Genomic DNA, 19,589 nt, shown 5'->3' with positions numbered 1-19,589 from the left:
CGGTGCCCTTTTCCACAGATATGGAGAAGGGCTTTTTCTGTCTTGTTTTGTTTCAATTCGGAGAATGGGGCTGGATTCATTATGATAAAAAGATTGGTCGTCATCGGTAATGGTATGGCAGGCATCAAATGTGTGGAGGAAATTCTTCGACTGGAGCCGGACCGATTCCAAATTACCATATTTGGCGCAGAACCACGACCCGGGTACAACCGTGTGCTCCTGTCCAAAATGCTTCAGGAGGAGAGTTCGTTCAATCATATCGTCACACATAACTGGGACTGGTATGAAGAAAATGGAGTAAAGTTGCAAGCTGGTGAACGCGTGTGTCGTATTGATGTGGTCACTGGTATGGTGGAAACAGAATCCGGCATGCAAGAGCCCTATGACATTCTCATACTGGCAACTGGCTCATTGCCTTTCATACCTTCCATCTCTGGAGTCCGAAAAGAAGGAGTCATCGCTTTTCGTGATGTGGATGACTGTGAAACCATGGCAAGGTACGCCAAAACGTACCGAAGGGCCACCGTCATCGGAGGAGGACTATTGGGGCTTGAGGCTGCTCAAGGCTTGCTGAATTTAGGGATGGAAACGGACGTTGTTCATAATGCGCAGTTTTTGATGAATCGTCAGCTTGACCGTACTGCGGCTGTGCTTTTACAACGGCGGTTGGAGCAACAGGGCATGCGGTTTCATTTGGCGAAGGATACGGTCCGTATTATCGGCCGTAACCGAGTACAAGGATTAATGTTTACAGATGGGAATAGATTGGAAACGGATTTGGTCGTGCTGGCGGTTGGTATCCGGCCCCATATCGGATTGGCTCAGGACAGTGGTCTGAAGGTAAACCGTGCCATTGTCGTGGATGATTATATGCGCACGAGTATTGCTGGGATTTACGCAGTTGGTGAATGTGCTGAGCACCGCGGGATTTCATATGGGCTGGTGGCGCCGCTATATGAGCAGGCCAAAGTGCTGGCAAAAGTGATTTGTGATCATGAAACGGCTCCCTATGAAGGGACGGTCCCGTATGCACAGCTCAAGGTGGCGGGGATTCATGTATTTTCTGCCGGAGACATTCGTGAAGAGGGAAACGAGATCGCGATTGTGGAGTATAACGGAATGCAGGAAATTTACAAAAAAGTGATGATGCGCGCCGGCGCTATCACTGGAGCTATTTTGTTCGGTGATACGGCGGAAAGTACCTCGCTGCTCGGCATGGTACAGCGCGGCGCGCCAGTTACAGAGCTTATATCCCAGGATAACAGCAAAAACAAAGCGGAGGATGCGGCGGAAGCACTGCCGGAAGGAGAGACGGTATGCGCGTGCAACGGCGTGAGCAAGGGAGATATTTTGCGGGCAATCGCCACGGATAAGCTGAAAACGGTAGAAGAGGTGAAGATCCGAACCAAAGCATCCAGCTCCTGCGGAGGCTGCCGACCGTTAGTGGCTGCACTGGTCAAAAATGGTTTGTCCCGAGTGACAGTTTCCGAACCTGTGGTAGCTACGACTATTCAAGAAGTTGTTCCTGTGTGTGGTTGTACATTTTACGATCATGATTCGCTAAAGATCGCGATGGTGGATAAAGTCTGTCGAACTCCAGAGGAAGTGATCTCCCGTCTCGGTTGGACCAGACAGCAGGGGTGTGAATTATGTCGTCCGGCTGTCCTTTATTATCTGGAATCTCTAGGATTGCGGGAGAGATCAGCGACAGAACAGCTGAGTGCAGGCGTTGTGATTCGGCCCACTGCACCATACGAAGGGGAAACGGGTCCTGTGAGCCTGAGTTTTGCAAATTTGAATGCTGAACGTCAGGGGAGTGTCGGTACTGCCCCAATGGATCAGACTTTTGGTGGGGTGATCTGGCTAAGAGAGCGGCTGGCGGCAGTATGGGGAAGTCTTTCATTACCGTCACCGGTTGAGGTAGCTGTTAGTCCAGGTTCGGAGTATCCTGGTGGGGTGCTTGTCCATGACATGGGTATCTCCAGATCGCCAGCAGGTTGGGAGGTGTATGCCGGTGGACATGCGGAGCATCCGGTTCGTCAGGGGTTGCTGCTTGGACTAGAGGAGAATCCGGAAGAAGTGGTGCTGATGGTTGTAACCTGTTTGCAAATTTACAGGCATAGTGCGCGGTACGGGGAGAAAATGTGGGAATGGATTGAACGGACTGGCATTCTAGCGCTGCGGGAAAATGTACTCGATGCTGCTTTGCGAAATGAGCTGACGGGTAGCCTGCGGTCCGATATGTTGACGGGTTAACGGATTCCGATATGTCGACAGGTTCACGGATGGAGTGGGGATTGTAGCGATAGATTCGTATGTGAAGAAGATAACATTGCGACGTATGGAGGGGGAGGGTGATTTTATGTGTCAGTCAGGAGAAAACAAGCTGAAAGTCGGTCAATACGTCGCCCCTCTAGTGGAGACGCAGTGTCCATTTTGCAGCGTACAATGTAAGATGACCATCAGTACGGAAACGGAGGCACTCGCAGGTATCGTTCGAACGGTCTATAAAGCGGAAGGAAAACCTAATGCAGCCTCGCAAGGCAGGTTGTGCATCAAAGGTATGAATGCCCATCAGCATGCAACTCATCCAGGAAGGCTGACACAGCCTCTCATGCGCAAAGGAGGCAGGCTTGTTCCGGTCCCGTGGGAAGAAGCACTGGATGCTGTAGCTAGTAGTTTCTCTTCACTGCTGTCTACGCAGGGTCCTGACGGAATTGGCATTTACGGCGGAGGCTCGCTATCGAACGAAACGGCTTATTTACTCGGGAAATTTGCCAGAGTGGCTATAGGAACGCGCTATATTGACTATAATGGGCGCTTTTGCATGTCGGCAGCAGCATCCGCTGGCAGCAAAGTGTTTGGTGTGGATCGCGGACTGACTTGCAGGCTGGCCGATATTCCGTTAGCTCGTTGTATTGTGCTTGCAGGCACGAATATCGCTGAATGTCAGCCGACGTTAATGCCTTATTTTCACCAAGCGAAGGAAAATGGTGCATTTATTATCGTAATTGACCCGCGCGCTACACCTACAGCGGCAATCGCCGATCTGCATCTGCAAATCAGACCAGGTACGGATGCTGTGCTGGCGAATGCCATGCTAAAGGTCATCGTGGATGAGGGATTGGTAAATGAAGAATTTATCCGCAAGCGGACCAATGGGTATGACCAACTATTGACTCATTTGAATGAACTGGATTTGAACGAAGCGGCTGCGCTGTGCGGAATTGAGGCAGACATGATTCAGCAGGCAGCACGTGCCTTTGGCAGTGTGGAGACGGGTATCGTTTTTACGGCCAGGGGTGTAGAACAGCAGATCGATGGACATATGGCGGTGCGTGCATTACTTAATCTCGTGCTGGCCACTGGAAAGATTGGAAGGGAAGGATGCGGTTACGGGGCCATCACAGGTCAGGGAAACGGGCAAGGTGGGCGAGAACACGGTCAAAAGGCTGATCAGCTTCCAGGTTACAGATCGATTGAGAACGAAGAAGACCGCGCCTATGTGGCATCCGTATGGGGAGTAGACCCAAGTAGTTTGCCAGGTAAAGGAGTGTCGGCCTATGAGATGATGGAGCTTGTTCATCAGGGAGGAATCCAGGCTCTGTTCGTTATGGGCTCGAATCCGATTGTATCTAACCCGAATGTCCGACTGGTGGAGGATGCGCTGAAAAAGCTGGATTTGTTGGTTGTGGCCGATATGTTTCTCACTGAAACGGCGCGGCTGGCCGACGTTGTTTTGCCTGTAACGTCTTATTTGGAGAATACGGGGACGATGACTAATCTGGAAGGCCGCGTTTTGCTAAGGGAAGCGGTACGTCTAGCGCCGGGCGAAGCTAGAGATGACTGGAGTATTTTATGCCAGATAGCTGCAAGACTGAACAAGGGTGGCTACTTTGCGTATAAGGATGCAGAGGATATCTTTGAAGAGTTGCGATTCGCTAGCCGGGGTGGTCTTGCTGATTATTACGGGATCACTTATGACAGGTTGCGTCGTGAGGAAGGGGTATATTGGCCATGCCCAGCTACGGATAAAGCTGGTATGGATATGATGTTTCGGGAAAGCTTTGCTCTTTCCGACCGAAGGGCTGTTTTTACAGTGGTTGAAAGCTGGGGAGCAGGAGAGGAGTTATCCGAGGAATATCCGCTTACTTTAACGAATGGCCGTGTGCTGACTCACTATTTGACTGGTGCGCAAACACGCAGAAGCCCCTCGCTGGCCGCGCGTGAGATTGAGAATTATGTAGAAATTCATCCGCGTACAGCGCGGCGCTGGTATATCAGGGATGGGGAGTGGGTGGAAATAACATCCCAGCGCGGCAGCTTTACTGTCCGCAGCCGGATCAGACCGAATATTCGCGAAGATACGATTTTCGTACCTATGCATTGGGGCGGGGCACAAAATGTAAATCAGGCGACCCGCCCCGACCTTGATCCGTTCTGCCGGATGCCTGGGTTCAAAACGGCTGCTGTACACATCCGGCCCCTTCGTCTAGCTGTATCTGCAAACAGGGGACATAACGAGGAGTGGTCCCAATTCTAGAGTACGACTATATAATGCTGGCTTTATAAACGTGAACGGGTTTCGGATGTGCCGACTCCCGTTTTTATTTCTTTACTCAACATAGCTTCACGCCAGTGGCAGTACAATTCCCAGGCGCGTCCATTTTCTAGCAACGGTTTGCAGGTGTACAAGCCTTCCTCAATGGAGTCGACTCGCCCTGCGACGAACAGTCGGACCGCACCGTTGAGCAACACTTGATTCGAGAAGGCTGTAGGGGCTGTGCCTTGCAGCACTTCCTCTGATACACGTAGCTGTTCAGCAGGAGTCCAGTTGTGTTCTGGCACTACCGAATCCAACCCGTACATTTCGGGATCTATAACCTGGAGTGACACCTCACCGTTAGCAAACAGGTAAGTCCGGGTTGGTCGATCAATGAACAGGTCCTCTGATCCTTCGCTTCCCTGTACGATCAGTGCCCTGCGATAATTCAGCTTCTGCATGACTTTCGCCGTCTTGTCGAACACGGTGTTGTGGAAAACGCCAAATACAATATACGGGGAAGAACCGTAATCCATCAGTTTCTCGGTTGTGTTCAGTACTGTGCGAAGCCCCAACTCTTCGCGAATAGGTCGCAGTTCTCGCAGGGGCGCGCACCATTGTTCGGAAACGACGAAAAGCACACCTGTCTGCTTCGCGGCATGAATGGCCGTTTCGTGGGTCATATCCGCAGATGTTACCCCCATCTCTTGTAACAAAAGTGGGAGTGTAACCCCCCATTTGGGAGGGAGAGGTGTACTACCATGCATCGTTACAGGTATTCCGTTCGAGGCAAGTAGAAAGGCGGTTGCGAAGGTGGCCATAAAAGATGACTTCCTACCATCGTACGGACCGGCGAAATCAATACCTCCCTGCATGGGAAAGCGATGGGAGTATTTACGACAGACATTAACGAATGCTTCCAGCTCGTCAACACTCTCCATTTTGATGCGTTCCGCGGTAAAAAAGGCTCCCATTTGAGCAGGGGTTGCTGACCCGGTCATAATCAGTTCAGCAGCTACCTCGGCCTCGGCGTAGTTCAGATCACGGGCGCCTCTTTTGCCGCGCCCAACTTCTTTTAATAGTTCAATCATATTCACGTGCAGGTCCCCTTTCAGATTTATGCTTTTAGCATTTGGTGAGCTTTCACGATGGCGATGGCCACATCAACGATTCGTTTGCGCTCATTCATCGCTTTTTTACGCAGCAGATCATAAGCCGCCGCTTCTGGAATGCCGTTTACTTCGCCAAGGATCCCCTTCGCCATATCAATCCATTTGCGTTCTTCCAGCCGAGCGGTCAGTTGTTTTCGTTCACTTTGCCAGTGCTGGCGTTCAAAAAAGCGTTTGGCGCTAAAATGAAGAGCCCAATTCAGCTCATGGGCTACCATCGTAGGGAGTAGAATGCCATCGACAGTCGCATCTGCTTCGCAAGCCTCCGTCGATGACTGCGCGGATATCGCGCTGCACCACCATAGCAACGGAATTGCTCGGGTTTGCTCTAACCTGTTGCTCCACATACTGATTGTGCCGACGGGTATGTTCAGTACTGCCGCATCTGCATTATGGATGAGCTGTTTGAATTCAGATTCATCGCGGCATGGCAAAGGCAGGTATCCGTTGGACTCTAAAAGGTGCTCAGGTTCTATTTGCCATGAGGGAATGATGTCTGCCTGCTCGGATGCAGGGTCAGCATGTGAGTGAATTACCAACAAGGAACGCAAGCGGGCTCCTCCTCTCTTTAACATGAAGGGTGAGTTAAGCATGAGGATTGAAGATCTTGACAAGAAATGTGACATATGACTTTGTGAGATGATTTAACTTTTCCATCATAATGAAGTAGAAGCGGACTTTTAAACCATTTTGGCGTGTTTTGAACTGAAAATCAATCCTAATTTTGTAGAAGAGTGATATTTTATACGTCATGAATATGTTACTTAGTGATAAAATATTTTTTTTACGAGATTATGCGTGAGGAATATTGACATACGAATTGAATCGTTATATATTGGCTACAACACTTTTAAATTTCATACTCTGATGGATACAACGGTGTATTCTATGAAACGGCAATGGAGCCTGTTTTTACATGTGAGGGATGTTTTGCATCCCTGTATGTAAAGCAGGCTTTTTTATGTTTTAAGGATAAACATGGGAGAGGGAGTGACCTAATGAGCTACATTCAAAAATTAGTACTGGTCGGCAACGGAATGGCGGGGATACGCACTCTCGAACATTTGCTGAAGATCGCACCAGGTGCTTATGAGATTACAGTATTCGGGGCCGAGCCCCATCCAAATTATAATCGGATCATGCTGTCCTCTGTTCTGGCCGGAGGAACTGGCTTGCAGGATATTATCATCAACGATTGGAGTTGGTATGAAGACAATAATATCCGCTTATATACCGATGATCCTGTCACAGCGATCGATACGAAAAAACAGCAGGTGACATCACGCTCCGGTAGATGTGTGCCTTATGATTTATTATTGTTGGCAACAGGCTCTAAAGCCTTCATCTTGCCGTTACCAGGAGCTGATAAGGATGGAGTGATCGGTTTCCGAGATATTCGTGACTGTGAGACGATGATGGAGACGGCGAAGACGCACAAAAAAGCAGCCGTCATCGGCGGTGGCTTGCTTGGACTAGAGGCAGCCCGCGGACTGCTCAATTTGGGGATGGATGTTACCGTGATTCATATTAACGACTATATTATGGATCGGCAGCTGGATGAGGCCGCTTCCCTTATGCTACGACGCGAGCTGGAGGAACAGGGAATGACTTTTCTGGTCAATAAGCGAACGACAGCTATTGCAGGGCGTCGCCGCGTAGAAGGATTGAAGTTTGCTGATGGCAGCGAACTGGAGGCCGATCTGATCGTTATGGCGGTAGGCATCAAACCAGATATTGAACTGGCGCTGTCGGCGGGAATCCCCGTAAACCGTGGCATTATCGTAAATGATCACATGGAAACGAATATCCCTGGCATATATGCCGTTGGAGAATGTGCAGAACACCGGGGAATCACATATGGTCTGGTTGCCCCATTATATGAGCAGGGGGGTGTACTGGCCCAGCGGCTCGCAGGAATAGAGACTCCCGGTTACAGTGGTTCCATTACCTCGACAAGATTGAAAGTATCGGGTGTCGATGTGTTTTCAGCAGGAAATTACAAGGATGAGCCAGAAACACGATCCCTGCGCTATCAGGATGATATTGGTGGCGTCTACAAAAAAATCGTCATCAAGCAAGAAAGACTGATCGGAGCCGTCCTGTTTGGAGATACATCTGACGGTGCCAAGTTGTTTTCTCTAATCAAAAGTGGCGAGTCGGTGGTTGGTCGAGAGAAAGAGTTGTTACTGGGCTTCAGCCCTGATCAAGCAGAAGGTAATAGCGTCATGACGCTGGAGCAGATGCCTGAAGACGAAATTGTATGCGGATGTAACGGTGTTTCCAAGCGTGACATCAGAGAAGCGATTGCGGCTGGGTGTGGGAGTCTCGGGGAGATTAAGACCTGCACGAAGGCATCAGCATCATGCGGCGGCTGCAAGCCAGTAGTGGAGGGGATCTTACAGCTGTACGCAGGCGTAGAAACCGGAGAAGCGATGAAAGAGGGGATATGTGGTTGTACGACTCTTGATCGGGAAGCAATTATTAATGCTATCCGGGACATGGGGTTGAAGAGCGTCAAAGAAGTGATGAACGTGCTGGACTGGAACGAACCTGAAGGATGCACCAAATGCCGTCCAGCCCTCAATTATTATCTGGGTATGCTGTGGCCACTGGATTATGAGGATGAAAAGGAATCCAGATTCACAAATGAAAGGTACCATGCTAATATCCAGAAAGATGGTACCTACTCTGTAGTGCCCCGCATTTATGGAGGAGTTACGTCACCTGCCGACCTGAAGAAGATTGCTGCTGTCGCGGAGAAATACAACGTGCCTCTGGTTAAATTTACGGGTGGCCAACGCCTTGATCTGCTTGGTGTAAAAAAGGAAGATTTACCGGGAATTTGGTCTGAGCTAGATATGCCGTCGGGGTATGCATATGGAAAGACGCTGCGAACAGTCAAGACGTGTGTGGGTAACACTTTTTGCCGCTTCGGTACTCAGGATGCTATGGGCATGGGGATCCGGTTGGAAAAGGCATTTGAACGTCTGAATACGCCATCCAAAGTCAAACTGGCTGTGTCAGGCTGTCCGCGCAACTGCGCAGAAGCGACGATCAAGGATTTGGGTGTTGTCGCTATTGACGGTGGTTGGGGAATCTACATTGGAGGTAACGGCGGTATTAAGGTGCGAGCAGCAGAACTGCTTTGTACCGTTAAAACGGAAGCTGAAGTGATGGAATGGACTGGCGCCTATCTGCAATATTACCGTGAGCAGGCGAATTGGAACGAGCGTACAGCTCATTGGGTGGAACGGGTAGGCGTGGACTCGATCAAACAGGTGCTAGCAGATGCGGAGACAAGGCAGCAACTGGTAACCAGAATTGAGGAGACGTTGAGCACAACGACTGATCCGTGGCACGAAATCATTCATAACGAAGAGCTACGCAAAAATTTTGTACAGCTGCCGGAGCTTAAGGCAGTAACGGAATAGGGGGCGGACCAAATGGAGACCAATACGACAACTAATAGAATCAGGATAGCAGATCTGAACGAAATTGACCGACGTGGAGCAAGGACCGTTCGCATTCATAACACAGAGATAGCCTTGTTCCGTCTTAGTGACGGCAGCGTGCGTGCACTTGAGAACCGTTGTCCGCACAAAGGGGGACGGCTGTCCGAAGGAATGATATGTGGATCAGTGGTCCATTGTCCACTTCATGACTGGAAAGTCGACCTGCCTACCGGCCAGGTGCGAGAGCCGGATACTGGATGTGTGACCACTTACCCGACGGAGATTGACAGTGAAAGTGGAGCTGTTTTTATTGTAATCTAGGGGCATCAGGTTTATTGTGCTAGGATGCTGGCTTAGTTGTCCTTCTACTATATAATAGAAGAGATACGTATTGCCTAACAATTCTTTAGAATTCAATCTTAGTGAAAAAAAAGAAATTGCTGCTTAAGTGTAGCGGTAGAGTATATAAGAAAGTCAACCTTATTTCCGGTTGGCTTTTTTGTCGCTTAAATCTTAAACAGACCAGTTTCTCTTTTCAGCACAATTCGCTTTATCTCTAGATAAACAAAAAAAGCCTTGAATATCAAGGCTTTTGACGAATAGGACGGATGGGGATCGAACCCATGACCCTTACCCTGTCAAGATAATGCTCTCCCGCTGAGCTACCGTCCTGTAGTTACTAGATAATATCATGTATTAACCATATATGTAAAGTGCAAAAATAGAAATCAGCCTGTACTTCATGACTATTTGTATATATAATTCAAATTTAGCGAGTTTACAATTTGCATTTATTGATAGGAGGAACAGACGATGGCCGCAGAAATTATAACTGTAACAACAGAAGAGCAACTACAGAAGGCAATATTGATCCGTACCAAAGTGTTTGTCGAAGAGCAGAAGGTTCCTCTAGATCTTGAAATTGATCATTATGACAAGCTGGGAGATACCGCCCATCATTTGCTAATTTGTGAACATGGCGAAATGGTGGCTACGGGTCGATTAACATATTACGATGAAGATACAGCTAAAATGCAACGTATTGCCGTTCTCAAGGAGCATCGTGCGGCAGGTTATGGACGTGTGCTACTCCTAGCACTGGAAGAGCGTGCACGTGAACTTGGGCTGAGATACTCGTTGTTAGATGCCCAATGTCAAGCCGAGAAGTTTTACGAAAAGCTTGGTTATGAAACGATCTCCGATGAACCTTTTGACGATGCAGGAATACCACACGTGCGTATGCGTAAAAAGTTGTAGTCAAGCACAGGGTGCATACAAAGTTGTACAATGCGCATGCTAGTAGAAGTTCCTCCACTATACTATGGATAAGGAGCGATGCAGCATGGCAAATACAGAACGAGAACACATTACAGCAGTGCGTAAAAATGGGGATGGCGATCTTACGTCGTTTCAGACATCTACTGGACGAATTTTGGATTATAGCCAAGCGTTGAACGAGATTGAGGCAGGCTCAATTGCAGGCGTCAACGTATTCAAGGCCAAAGATGGAAGCAAACGAATCCGAGGGGATGCTGATGGAGATCCTTCTAATAACCTGGATCAACTGCCGATGTTCTGACTTTGACGCTCAATCTTAACGTGCCAAGCTTATCATTTATTCAAAGAAATGCAGCAAGCCGCCAGGCTATCCTTTGTAGGAAAGTCAGGCGGCTTTTTTAATTGTTCAAGTTCTTCTCTTTACCTCGGTTACTCTGCACGTTCCAATTCCGTTAGTGGATATACTCGCTGCTGCTCCAGAAAGGACATCATTCCTGCCTTATCCCTGAATTGTTCCATATCATCACTATAATGCATCAGATGAATTTGCTCTTGAAGAGATTTTGGCAAGCTTAGCAGCTCATCTAACGTGGTATGGACTTCTCCAGTACCTAGTAATTGAACCTCATGTAAAATGCTACGGCATCCTCGTTCATGCACCAAATGATGAAGTAGCTCGGGATCAAAAACCATGTCTGCACTATAAAAAAGACGTTCGTTAATGAACAAGGAGTAACTATGTTTACCGGGAATATGCCGGGTAGGAATTAGCTCTACCTGGATACCAGGTACTAAAGTGGTGGGTACGCCAGGCGTAATGACATTTACCTCGAATACATCCTCAAGCTTGTCAATCATACCCTGCTGGGACATGCCACCCTTGAGCGTATGCTCCCATAAAGGGTGGATTAATGGTTCGGCGATATAGAGCCGAGGTTTGCGACGATGAAGGATATTCATTTGAAAACCGAATTCTTCTAAGCCTCCGACATGATCTGCGTGAATATGTGTGATTAAAATAGCATCAATATCAGGCAAAGGGACACCCATCTGGTGTAATGCTAGAGATGCGGTTGTTCCGCAATCGATCAGCAGCTTGCCTTCACCGCTATCCAGCAGTGCGTTGTTGTTGTAATAATGCTTGGCAAAAGCGCTGCCTGTACCAAGCATTTGTATCGTTAGACCCATTATGGTTTCACCCTCCAGACGATGTGTTATAAGACATCCTACAAATCGTATTTTAACATCTAGTCTACGGGAACTAAAGATTTGGCCCCTTATGTAAAAACTTTGGACAATTTGTGAAGCACAGCGCAACTTGTGCGGCTAAGCTAGGTATAAATGTACGACAGATGGTTTTTAACAGATGATGATGGAGGGATACGTAGTATGAAATGGAGAAAAGTGATGGCCCTAGTGATGGCCTTTTCAATAATGGGAGGGACCGTCATTTCGGCGGAGTCCGCCAAGGACCAAGTGCAGTTGATTATTAACGGAGAAGTGTCGAAAGATGGTGCAGTTGTCATTGATGGGAAAACCTATGTGCCTATCCGTGATTTTAACGGACTTGTAAATTTTGATCCTTCTGGTGGAAAGGTTGTTTTCGACCAGCCGAACGTGCATATGTTCCTGTTCAAGGGGGATACTGTGTTTGGTAACGTGAATAAAGGTAACAAAGTGAAGTTTAATGTGTTCAGTCAAATTGATACCCTGAAAACAGATATTTCCGGAGTGAAAGTAGCAATTACCGATCCTTCGGGCAACGTAAAGGATATTCAGTCCCAAGATATCAAAGGAGCGCAAAAGGATAACTTCTGGTTCCGCACAAACGACTTTACGTATGATTTTAAAACAGCAGGGAATTATCGTGTCGGTTTCTACATTAAAGAAAGTAAAGATGGCAGTTACACACTAGTGTCCGAAAAAGTCATTACAGCGATAAATTAGGCGTACCACAAATTGACCTGCACTCTTGATCATGTTACGATACGAGGGAAAATAAAACAATTTGAAGGTAGGTATTTCCATGAGTGATCACAAACATGAACACGGTGAAGCCTGCAACCACGATCATGACCACGAACATGAAGAAATGGTTCTTACGCTAACTGATGAAAACGGCAAAGATGTAGAAATGGTGCTGGTAGAGACCTTCGACGTAGAAGATCACGTTTATGCTCTTTTGCTTGAGCGAGGCAATCCTGAAGCGGATGGCATCATTCTTCGTATGGAAGAAGAAAACGAGGAAATGGTGCTTTACAATATTGAGGACGAAGATGAGTGGAAGCGTGTAGAAGCTGCGTACAGCGAGCTTGTTGCCCAATACGAATAAGATTGGATACAGCTGTTTTTGCTCTTCAAAACACTAGAAAAGCCCCCAAATGGGGGCTTTTTTTGTTGACTGTCAACATTCTTTTGCAAGCAGGTGCTAACAGATCATAATTAAGAAATAGCGTCAGTTTCAACGATAACCTTTACCTGATGTACCGTCCGATCCTCAGGTCCTTTAACCGGCAGGCCTACTTCCACATGATCTACAATATAATCAATATTGTCCTGCGAAATAACTTCTCCCGGTAATAGGATCGGGATGCCTGGCGGATATACGTAAATGAATTCTGCAATGATGCGACCAGCAGATTCCTTAAAAGGCACAATTTCTGTATCTCCATAAAAAGCGTCTCTCGGAATGAGGGAGAGCTGCGGTATATCCGGTATCTTGACAACGAGTTCATGCTGCTGACCTGTGGAATAGTGTAGTGAAGCCAGCTCTCGCAAAGCTTTTAGTAAAATGTCAATTTCCTCTTTGGTATCACCAGGGGTAACCAAACAGAGAATATTGTACATATCGCTAAGCTCAACCTCGATATTATAATGATCTCTCAGCCAATTTTCCACATCATATCCGGTAAGGCCTAAATGGCGGATATGAACCGTAATTTTGGTCGGATCATAATCATAGGTAGCTTCTGTGCCAAGAATTTCGCTGCCGAAGCAATATAGCCCTTCAATTTTGTTAACCTCTGAGCGGCAATATTCAGCTAGTTCTAGAGCACGTTGGGCAATTTCATGACCGTTAAGGGCCAGATTGCGTCGGGATGTGTCCAACGAAGCCAGCAGGATATACGAAGTCGACGTCGTTGTTAACATACTAAAAATAGTTTGTACACGCTGCGGATTAACAAATCCGTTTTTTGTATTTACATTCAGTATCGAGCTTTGAGTCAAGGAACCACCCAGCTTGTGAACGCTTGTAGCTGACATATCTGCCCCCGCCTCCATGGCGGACATCGGCAAATCAGTGTGAAAATGAATCAGTACTCCGTGAGCCTCATCGACCAGGACCGGCACATTATAGCTGTGAGCGAGATCTACAATTTCCTTCAAATCGGCGCACACACCGTAATATGTCGGGTTGATGACAAGGACGCCCTTGGCGTCAGGGTGGCGTTCCAATGCCCGGCGTACGGACTTGGTTGTAACCCCGTGGTGAATACCGAGATTCTCATCACTGACTGGAGAAATGAATACCGGCTTCGCACCAGCAAAGATAATGGCAGACATTATAGATTTGTGTATATTTCGGGGTACAATAATTTTATCACCCGGCATGCAAATGGACATAATCATGGTGATAATGGCTCCGCTTGTGCCCTGTACACTGTAATAAGTATAATCAGCTCCGAAGGCTTCTGCTGCAAGCTTTTGAGCTTCTTCAATGACGCCTGATGGCTGATGCAGATCGTCCAATGGAGCGATGTTGATCATATCTATGGAAAAAGCATTATCCCCCATAAATTCGCGAAATTCCCGATCTGCCCCCACTCCCTTTTTATGACCTGGGATGTGAAATTGAACCGGGTTGCTCTGAGCATGCTTTTTCAAAGCAGTAAAAAGCGGGGTGGTGCTTTGATTCATTAGTGTTGTCACAACCTTTCATGCAGGATTTCATAATCCTGTGCAATTGATAATAGAACAAAATTGAGTATAGCAGTTTGAAGTAGGAATGCAAGCGATTGAGGACGCATTTATTTGCCAAAGAGCGGAGTGGGCGGAGAACCTGGAATGTATATACAATAAACGTAGGTAGAGGATGTGGGATAGATGAAGCAAATAAGAAGAAAAAAAGCTTCGCAGCGGCTATGGACCCCCTTTTTTTCTAAATTATGGATACTCGTATTTCTGGTCGAATTTATGAAGGGATCTCTTCTGGTATCCATCCTGCCGGTATATATGGGAGAAACGTTGGGGCTGTCAGCCGGGATCATCGGTTTGGCTTTTTCGCTGCAGTATTTTGGAGACAATGCATTCCGGGCACCGGCGGGCTGGATGGCTGAACGCCTCGGTTACCGTGGAACAATGTCAACCGCGTTGTTGTTTACGCTTGTAGCGATCATTATGCTAAGCGCCCTGACAGCGCCTGTGTGGCTTGTCATCGCATGTCTGCTGCTAGGACTGGGGACATCTCCGCTCTGGCCTTGTGTGATGACTGGGACGACTGAAATGTCCGGACCTAATAACAATAACGGTGCGGCGATGGGGACACTGGAAATTGCGTCCATGGGCGGAACGGGCTTGGGTCCACTTATTATGAACTTCGCCATATCCCACTACGGACACTCTTACAGCACGGTATTCATGATTTTGATAGGGTGCAGCATTGTATTGCTGCTGGTTGCTCTTATGCTGCCTGGAACGAACAGGTCTGCTGGCAAAGCTGAACCTGAACAGAGCGCTCTTATATCTTCGGGGGACTCCAAGCAAAAGCAGCAAGTGCTGAGAGGTATCCAGGAGACGATCCGCACGCTCAAAACCAAGCTTAATGTGAATCCGTTAATTTACCCTGCGCTGTTTTTACAGTCCTTTGTCATTGGTTTGATCAGCCCTGTGCTAACGCTGTATGCGCGGACGGATCTCGGAATTTCGCCGAACCTGTATAGCATGCTTCTGATTGCTGGTGGTGGCGTGACTGTGCTGGCATTGATCCCTTGTGGCAAGCTGGTGGATCGCCTTGGAACCAAGTATTTTTTGCACATCGGTTTTTTGCTTGCCGGGACCACGCTATTTTTCTTTTCAACAGTACAGAGCATTCCGCTTGTGTTTGTATCCGTCGCCATCATTGGCTTGGGATACGCGCTCATTTTGCCTGCATGGAACACGTTTCTTGCCCAACTGATTCCGGAAAGCGAGCGTGCAACAGTATGGGGCTTTTTTTTAACACTTCAAGGCTCTGGCATGGTTATCGGCCCACTCGTTTCAGGGGTGCTATGGGACCATGCCGGACACACAGCACCTTTTATCATCAGTGGGATCGTGATGCTGCTCATGTTTAGCTGCCATCTGGTATTGGCGCGCCATCCGCGCAGGAAGAATGCAGAGGCCTGAACAGCATTCGTAAACGTGCTGATGCTACTCCAGCGTGCGGTACTACTCCTTTGGGAAAGCCATTCGATACAGCGGCAGCAAATGCTCAAAGGTGGAACGCACCGTCTGCAGCAACGCAGCTCCGTCACTGACGAGAGGATCGTTACGATCAATACGGAGCCCGCACATAACCTCGGCTTTTTTTACCTGCTGCAGCTTGTTAATAATGGATTGAAACTCCTCAGTGTCCATTTGCTGCTGTTCTGTGCCTTGAGGAGCCATATGATCCATGGACCAGTAAAAATGGCCCGGTAGGTTAGCACGTACATCGCTCAGGTTAGCTTCAAGGGCCTGGGCAAACGTGATTTTATTCGGACTTTCATAAATGACTGCGAATATAACGAAAATATGGGAAGCGAACATACCTACCTCAAAATGCGGCAAGGCCTTATACCCGCGCTTATTTGCCGCCCAGGCTACCCATGTATCGATCGGGGGATTGACCTTGCGTCGTGCATGCTTGGCTACGTGAACGTGCATAGTTTCTCCGCATAAGTCCGTCAAGAAGGGGGCTAGCTCCTCGCCAATCACCTCCAACTTGGGCCGTACCTGCTGTATTAGCACCTCCATGCGAGGCTCCAAGCCTGGTATTTCAAAAACATCAAAGTCCTTTGCAGTAAATCCACTGAATGTCATTCCTATTCCTCCTATATCAAGGCTAAGCCATATCGTTTGGCGTAATATGTCCGATTATAGCATAATGTCACGGGCTTGACCGACTTTAGACCGGGCTCGGTACAAGCATATAAGGCAAAAGTAGGATTGTGCGCTGTTACTCATAAAAATAGGTCAAATAACCAAGTACCCTTACATAAAATGAAGTATAAAATAGAGCAAGGGAAGATCAAGCGGGAAAGCCGCAGGCTTGCTGTAGCCGGACTTCTTGAATCGGACTTGAAAAAGGAGGGAATGCCGTGAACAAGGGCTGTGAGGTAGAATATTGCAATCTAGAGCTCCGGTTTAGCCGTCGGCATATCCATAATCTGATCAAGGATTTGATATCGGAAGGGTATTCGCTGTACTGGAGCGAGGATGAGTCGTATCTGGTTTTGTCGGTGAGAACCGGGCGCAAGCTGGTGAAGCTCCGTTTTCAACAATTGCGCACTGGACATTACAAGCTGGCTGGAGATTATGTAATCCGCGATGCCAAGCTGGCTGAGTGGTTGGAGAAGCTGATTGGAAGCACCCGAGGTCATGCCATTGTCAAAAGAGTCAAGGATCATCATATTTTGGTGGAAAATATTTTGTTCGGCGAGGTCATTCGTCTGGTCGAGGTGACTGGCTTTAAGCAGCGTGTCATTTATCAGAAGGGACCAGTGCTATCCGCCCAGGAAATGGAGGATATGTACGCTTCCAATGAAGGGGAAACCCGGCTGCTGCTGCTTAAGATGGAAGTAGACGATGAATTGGAGAAGCTGTTCACAGCGATGACGGAGAAAGATACAATTAAAATCGAGAATAGCCATAAACGCCTGCAAACGCTATCTCACCAACTGCTGATGATGGAAGCGTAGTACATCGGAACACCTCATGCAAATGGGGTGTTTTGATCTGCGATTAGACAGGGGTTCACTTCTGACACTAAAAACGTTAAAATAGAAGTGCACGTGTTCCGATTCACATAAAGTGTAATGCGGTAAAGCGGCGATATAGAACACAAAATATGTTGCAAAGGATGAGGAACCAGATGGCAAAACAGCAAATTGGTGTGATCGGCCTGGCGGTAATGGGTAAAAACTTGGCCCTTAATATTGAGAGCAGAGGCTTCACCGTTTCGGTTTTTAACCGCTCTCCAGAAAAAACGCACGACCTTCTCAAAGAAGCAGAAGGCAAAAAACTGACGGGTACTTTCTCCATTGAAGAATTTGTGAACTCACTGGAATCCCCCCGTAAAATCCTGATCATGGTTCAAGCTGGTAAAGCTACAGATGCCACGATTGAACAGCTTGTGCCTCATCTGGACAAGGGCGACATTATTATAGACGGAGGCAATGCTTACTTCCCAGATACACAGCGCCGCAGCAAGGAGCTGGAGGCAAAAGGACTTCGCTTTATTGGTACAGGCGTATCCGGTGGAGAAGAAGGTGCCTTGAATGGTCCTGCCATTATGCCGGGTGGACAAGAAAGTGCCTACAAACTGGTAGAGCCGATTCTGACTGCAATCTCTGCTAAAGTGGACGGCGACCCATGCTGTACATATATCGGTCCCGACGGTGCTGGTCACTATGTAAAAATGGTGCACAATGGTATCGAGTACGGCGACATGCAATTGATTGGTGAAGCATATCACTTGCTGAAATCAGTTCTGAATGTGAGTGCGGAAGAGCTTCATGAAATCTTCACAGAATGGAATAAAGGTGAGTTGGACAGCTACCTAATCGAAATTACAGCTGACATCTTCTCCCAATATGATGCTGAAACAGGCAAGCCTATGGTAGATGTGATCCTGGATGCAGCAGGTCAAAAAGGTACTGGTAAATGGACGAGCCAAAGTGCGCTGGATCTGGGTGTGCCATTGTCCATGATTACCGAGTCCGTATTCTCCCGTTTCTTGTCTGCTATGAAAGACGAGCGTATTGCGGCAAGCAAAGTGCTGAGCGGACCTAAAGCTGAATCCTTCAGCGGCGACAAGAAAGAATTTATCGAAAGCGTACGTAAAGCATTGTTCGCAAGTAAAATTGTGTCTTATGCTCAAGGCTTCGCTCAAATGCGTGCAGCTTCCGATGAATATGATTGGGATTTGAAATACGGAAAAATTGCAATGATCTTCCGCGGTGGTTGCATTATCCGTTCGCAATTCCTGCAAAATATCAAGGATGCGTATGACCGCGATCCTGCCTTGAAAAATCTGTTGCTGGACTCTTACTTCAAAAATGTAGTAGAAACGTATCAAGATGCATGGCGTCAAGTGATTTCTGTAGCCGTATCCCAAGGTATTCCAGTGCCTGGCTTCTCCAGCGCGCTTGCTTACTATGACAGCTATCGCACTGAGCGTTTGCCAGCAAACCTGCTGCAAGCGCAACGCGACTACTTTGGTGCACATACATTCAAGCGTGTGGACAAAGAAGGCGTATTCCATCATCAATGGTTCTAATAAACCGATGAATATGTAATGATGCAGTAGGTAACGCAAAAGGAAGCTTTTTTGCCCTCTGGGTAGAAAAGCTTCCTTTTTTGATTTGGTATGATAGTCACGATTTTGAAGACGGTAAAGGATTGTGTAATCTTTTGACGCTATGGTATGATAGAAGTATGATATTTTAATGCTTTACCGCGTCTAAGCTTTGAGTACAAATAAAAAAGACGGAAAGTTCCCGTCTCTTTTATAAACTAGCTGTTTGATTGCTCTTGTGACCATTGCAGCATGCCGCCGGTCATGTTGGTGCAGCCTTCGTAACCTAGCTGCTGCAAATATTCGCAGGCACGTTCACTGCGATAACCGCTCCGGCAAATAAAAATGATTTCACCAGTGCGTTCGATTTCCTCAAGACGGCCCGGAATCTGTCCGAGCGGAATGTGCTTGGCACCTTCAATCATACCTTCCGCTACTTCTTCCGCCTCACGGACGTCGATCAATTGCAATTGTTCTCCTGCTTGCAGGCGTGCGCGAAGCTCAGAAGGTTCAATCAGAGCGATTTGCGTCATGGCTGGACCTCTTTTCTAATGTAGTTGGGTACTACTAGTGTTGTTGTCGTGTGAGAAACGTCACACTCTCTATGTATG

17 protein-coding genes and 1 tRNA gene are annotated in these 19,589 nt (G+C 47.6%); 11 read left to right on the top strand and 7 right to left on the bottom strand.

The genetic code is table 11. The annotated features are described in order from the left end of the window. Nucleotides 1–81: 81 nt before the first annotated feature. Together nirB (FKV70_RS06975) and nasC are read left to right on the top strand one after the other, a co-directional pair. Complete coding sequence (gene nirB / locus FKV70_RS06975) at nucleotides 82–2,256, top strand: nitrite reductase large subunit NirB (RefSeq protein WP_142612222.1); 2,175 nt, start codon at nucleotides 82–84, stop codon at nucleotides 2,254–2,256. Between the two features lie 106 nt (nucleotides 2,257–2,362). Next, nucleotides 2,363–4,543, top strand: a complete 2,181-nt coding sequence (gene nasC, locus FKV70_RS06970) for an assimilatory nitrate reductase catalytic subunit NasC (RefSeq protein WP_142612220.1) — start codon at nucleotides 2,363–2,365, stop codon at nucleotides 4,541–4,543. Nucleotides 4,544–4,566: 23 nt separating this feature from the next. On the opposite strand, the gene FKV70_RS06965 is transcribed toward nasC, so the two are convergent. Together FKV70_RS06965 and FKV70_RS06960 are read right to left on the bottom strand one after the other, a co-directional pair. Then, nucleotides 4,567–5,640, bottom strand: a complete 1,074-nt coding sequence (locus FKV70_RS06965) for an anthranilate phosphoribosyltransferase (protein ID WP_142612218.1) — start codon at nucleotides 5,638–5,640, stop codon at nucleotides 4,567–4,569. Between the two features lie 20 nt (nucleotides 5,641–5,660). After that, nucleotides 5,661–6,263 (bottom strand): ANTAR domain-containing response regulator, encoded by a 603-nt coding sequence (locus tag FKV70_RS06960; RefSeq protein WP_142612216.1) that lies wholly within the window; start codon nucleotides 6,261–6,263, stop codon nucleotides 5,661–5,663. Between the two features lie 447 nt (nucleotides 6,264–6,710). Between FKV70_RS06960 and nirB (FKV70_RS06955) the strand changes: the two genes are divergently transcribed. Continuing rightward, entirely contained in the window at nucleotides 6,711–9,143 is a 2,433-nt protein-coding gene (nirB, locus tag FKV70_RS06955) for a nitrite reductase large subunit NirB (RefSeq protein WP_142612214.1), read from the top strand. A 12-nt stretch (nucleotides 9,144–9,155) separates the two neighbouring features. Then, nucleotides 9,156–9,485: a nitrite reductase small subunit NirD gene (nirD, locus tag FKV70_RS06950; protein ID WP_064796283.1), complete on the top strand. Its 330-nt coding sequence runs from the start codon at nucleotides 9,156–9,158 to the stop codon at nucleotides 9,483–9,485. A gap of 279 nt (nucleotides 9,486–9,764) precedes the next feature. Here the strand turns inward: nirD and FKV70_RS06945 are convergent. Continuing rightward, nucleotides 9,765–9,836 (bottom strand) — tRNA-Val (locus FKV70_RS06945). A gap of 141 nt (nucleotides 9,837–9,977) precedes the next feature. Here FKV70_RS06945 and FKV70_RS06940 point away from each other — a divergent pair. Both FKV70_RS06940 and FKV70_RS06935 read left to right on the top strand, forming a co-directional pair. Then, nucleotides 9,978–10,421, top strand: a complete 444-nt coding sequence (locus FKV70_RS06940) for a GNAT family N-acetyltransferase (protein WP_025675812.1) — start codon at nucleotides 9,978–9,980, stop codon at nucleotides 10,419–10,421. Between the two features lie 85 nt (nucleotides 10,422–10,506). Beyond that, nucleotides 10,507–10,743 (top strand): DUF3892 domain-containing protein, encoded by a 237-nt coding sequence (locus FKV70_RS06935; RefSeq protein WP_063213667.1) that lies wholly within the window; start codon nucleotides 10,507–10,509, stop codon nucleotides 10,741–10,743. A gap of 128 nt (nucleotides 10,744–10,871) precedes the next feature. On the opposite strand, the gene FKV70_RS06930 is transcribed toward FKV70_RS06935, so the two are convergent. Then, entirely contained in the window at nucleotides 10,872–11,630 is a 759-nt protein-coding gene (locus FKV70_RS06930; RefSeq protein WP_142612213.1) for an MBL fold metallo-hydrolase, read from the bottom strand. A 201-nt stretch (nucleotides 11,631–11,831) separates the two neighbouring features. Between FKV70_RS06930 and FKV70_RS06925 the strand changes: the two genes are divergently transcribed. Both FKV70_RS06925 and FKV70_RS06920 read left to right on the top strand, forming a co-directional pair. Further along, entirely contained in the window at nucleotides 11,832–12,389 is a 558-nt protein-coding gene (locus tag FKV70_RS06925; RefSeq protein ID WP_013371897.1) for a hypothetical protein, read from the top strand. Nucleotides 12,390–12,468: 79 nt separating this feature from the next. Next, entirely contained in the window at nucleotides 12,469–12,774 is a 306-nt protein-coding gene (locus FKV70_RS06920) for a DUF1292 domain-containing protein (RefSeq protein ID WP_007431055.1), read from the top strand. 110 nt (nucleotides 12,775–12,884) lie between these two features. Here FKV70_RS06920 and FKV70_RS06915 read toward each other — a convergent pair whose 3' ends face one another. Then, nucleotides 12,885–14,360, bottom strand: coding sequence for an aminotransferase class I/II-fold pyridoxal phosphate-dependent enzyme (locus FKV70_RS06915; protein WP_063213665.1), 1,476 nt, complete (start codon nucleotides 14,358–14,360; stop codon nucleotides 12,885–12,887). A gap of 186 nt (nucleotides 14,361–14,546) precedes the next feature. On the opposite strand from FKV70_RS06915, the gene FKV70_RS06910 reads away from it, so the two are divergent. Further along, complete coding sequence (locus FKV70_RS06910; protein ID WP_142612211.1) at nucleotides 14,547–15,827, top strand: MFS transporter; 1,281 nt, start codon at nucleotides 14,547–14,549, stop codon at nucleotides 15,825–15,827. 42 nt (nucleotides 15,828–15,869) lie between these two features. Here the strand turns inward: FKV70_RS06910 and FKV70_RS06905 are convergent, their stop codons facing one another. Then, complete coding sequence (locus FKV70_RS06905; protein WP_063213663.1) at nucleotides 15,870–16,502, bottom strand: YktB family protein; 633 nt, start codon at nucleotides 16,500–16,502, stop codon at nucleotides 15,870–15,872. 278 nt (nucleotides 16,503–16,780) lie between these two features. On the opposite strand from FKV70_RS06905, the gene FKV70_RS06895 reads away from it, so the two are divergent. Next, on the top strand, nucleotides 16,781–17,380 hold the full coding sequence (locus tag FKV70_RS06895) for a hypothetical protein (RefSeq protein WP_063213662.1): 600 nt from the start codon (nucleotides 16,781–16,783) through the stop codon (nucleotides 17,378–17,380). A gap of 173 nt (nucleotides 17,381–17,553) precedes the next feature. After that, nucleotides 17,554–18,960 carry an NADP-dependent phosphogluconate dehydrogenase gene (gene gndA / locus FKV70_RS06890; protein ID WP_142612210.1) on the top strand — a complete coding sequence of 469 codons (1,407 nt, stop codon included), beginning with the start codon at nucleotides 17,554–17,556 and terminating at the stop codon, nucleotides 18,958–18,960. A gap of 236 nt (nucleotides 18,961–19,196) precedes the next feature. On the opposite strand, the gene FKV70_RS06885 is transcribed toward gndA, so the two are convergent. After that, nucleotides 19,197–19,511: a rhodanese-like domain-containing protein gene (locus FKV70_RS06885; protein WP_063213660.1), complete on the bottom strand. Its 315-nt coding sequence runs from the start codon at nucleotides 19,509–19,511 to the stop codon at nucleotides 19,197–19,199. Nucleotides 19,512–19,589 lie beyond the last annotated feature (78 nt).

Source organism: Paenibacillus ottowii (assembly GCF_006874425.1).
GTDB classification, from domain to species: domain Bacteria; phylum Bacillota; class Bacilli; order Paenibacillales; family Paenibacillaceae; genus Paenibacillus; species Paenibacillus ottowii.
Note: the sequence above shows the minus strand (reverse complement) of the source record. Positions and strands in the feature narration are given on the sequence as shown.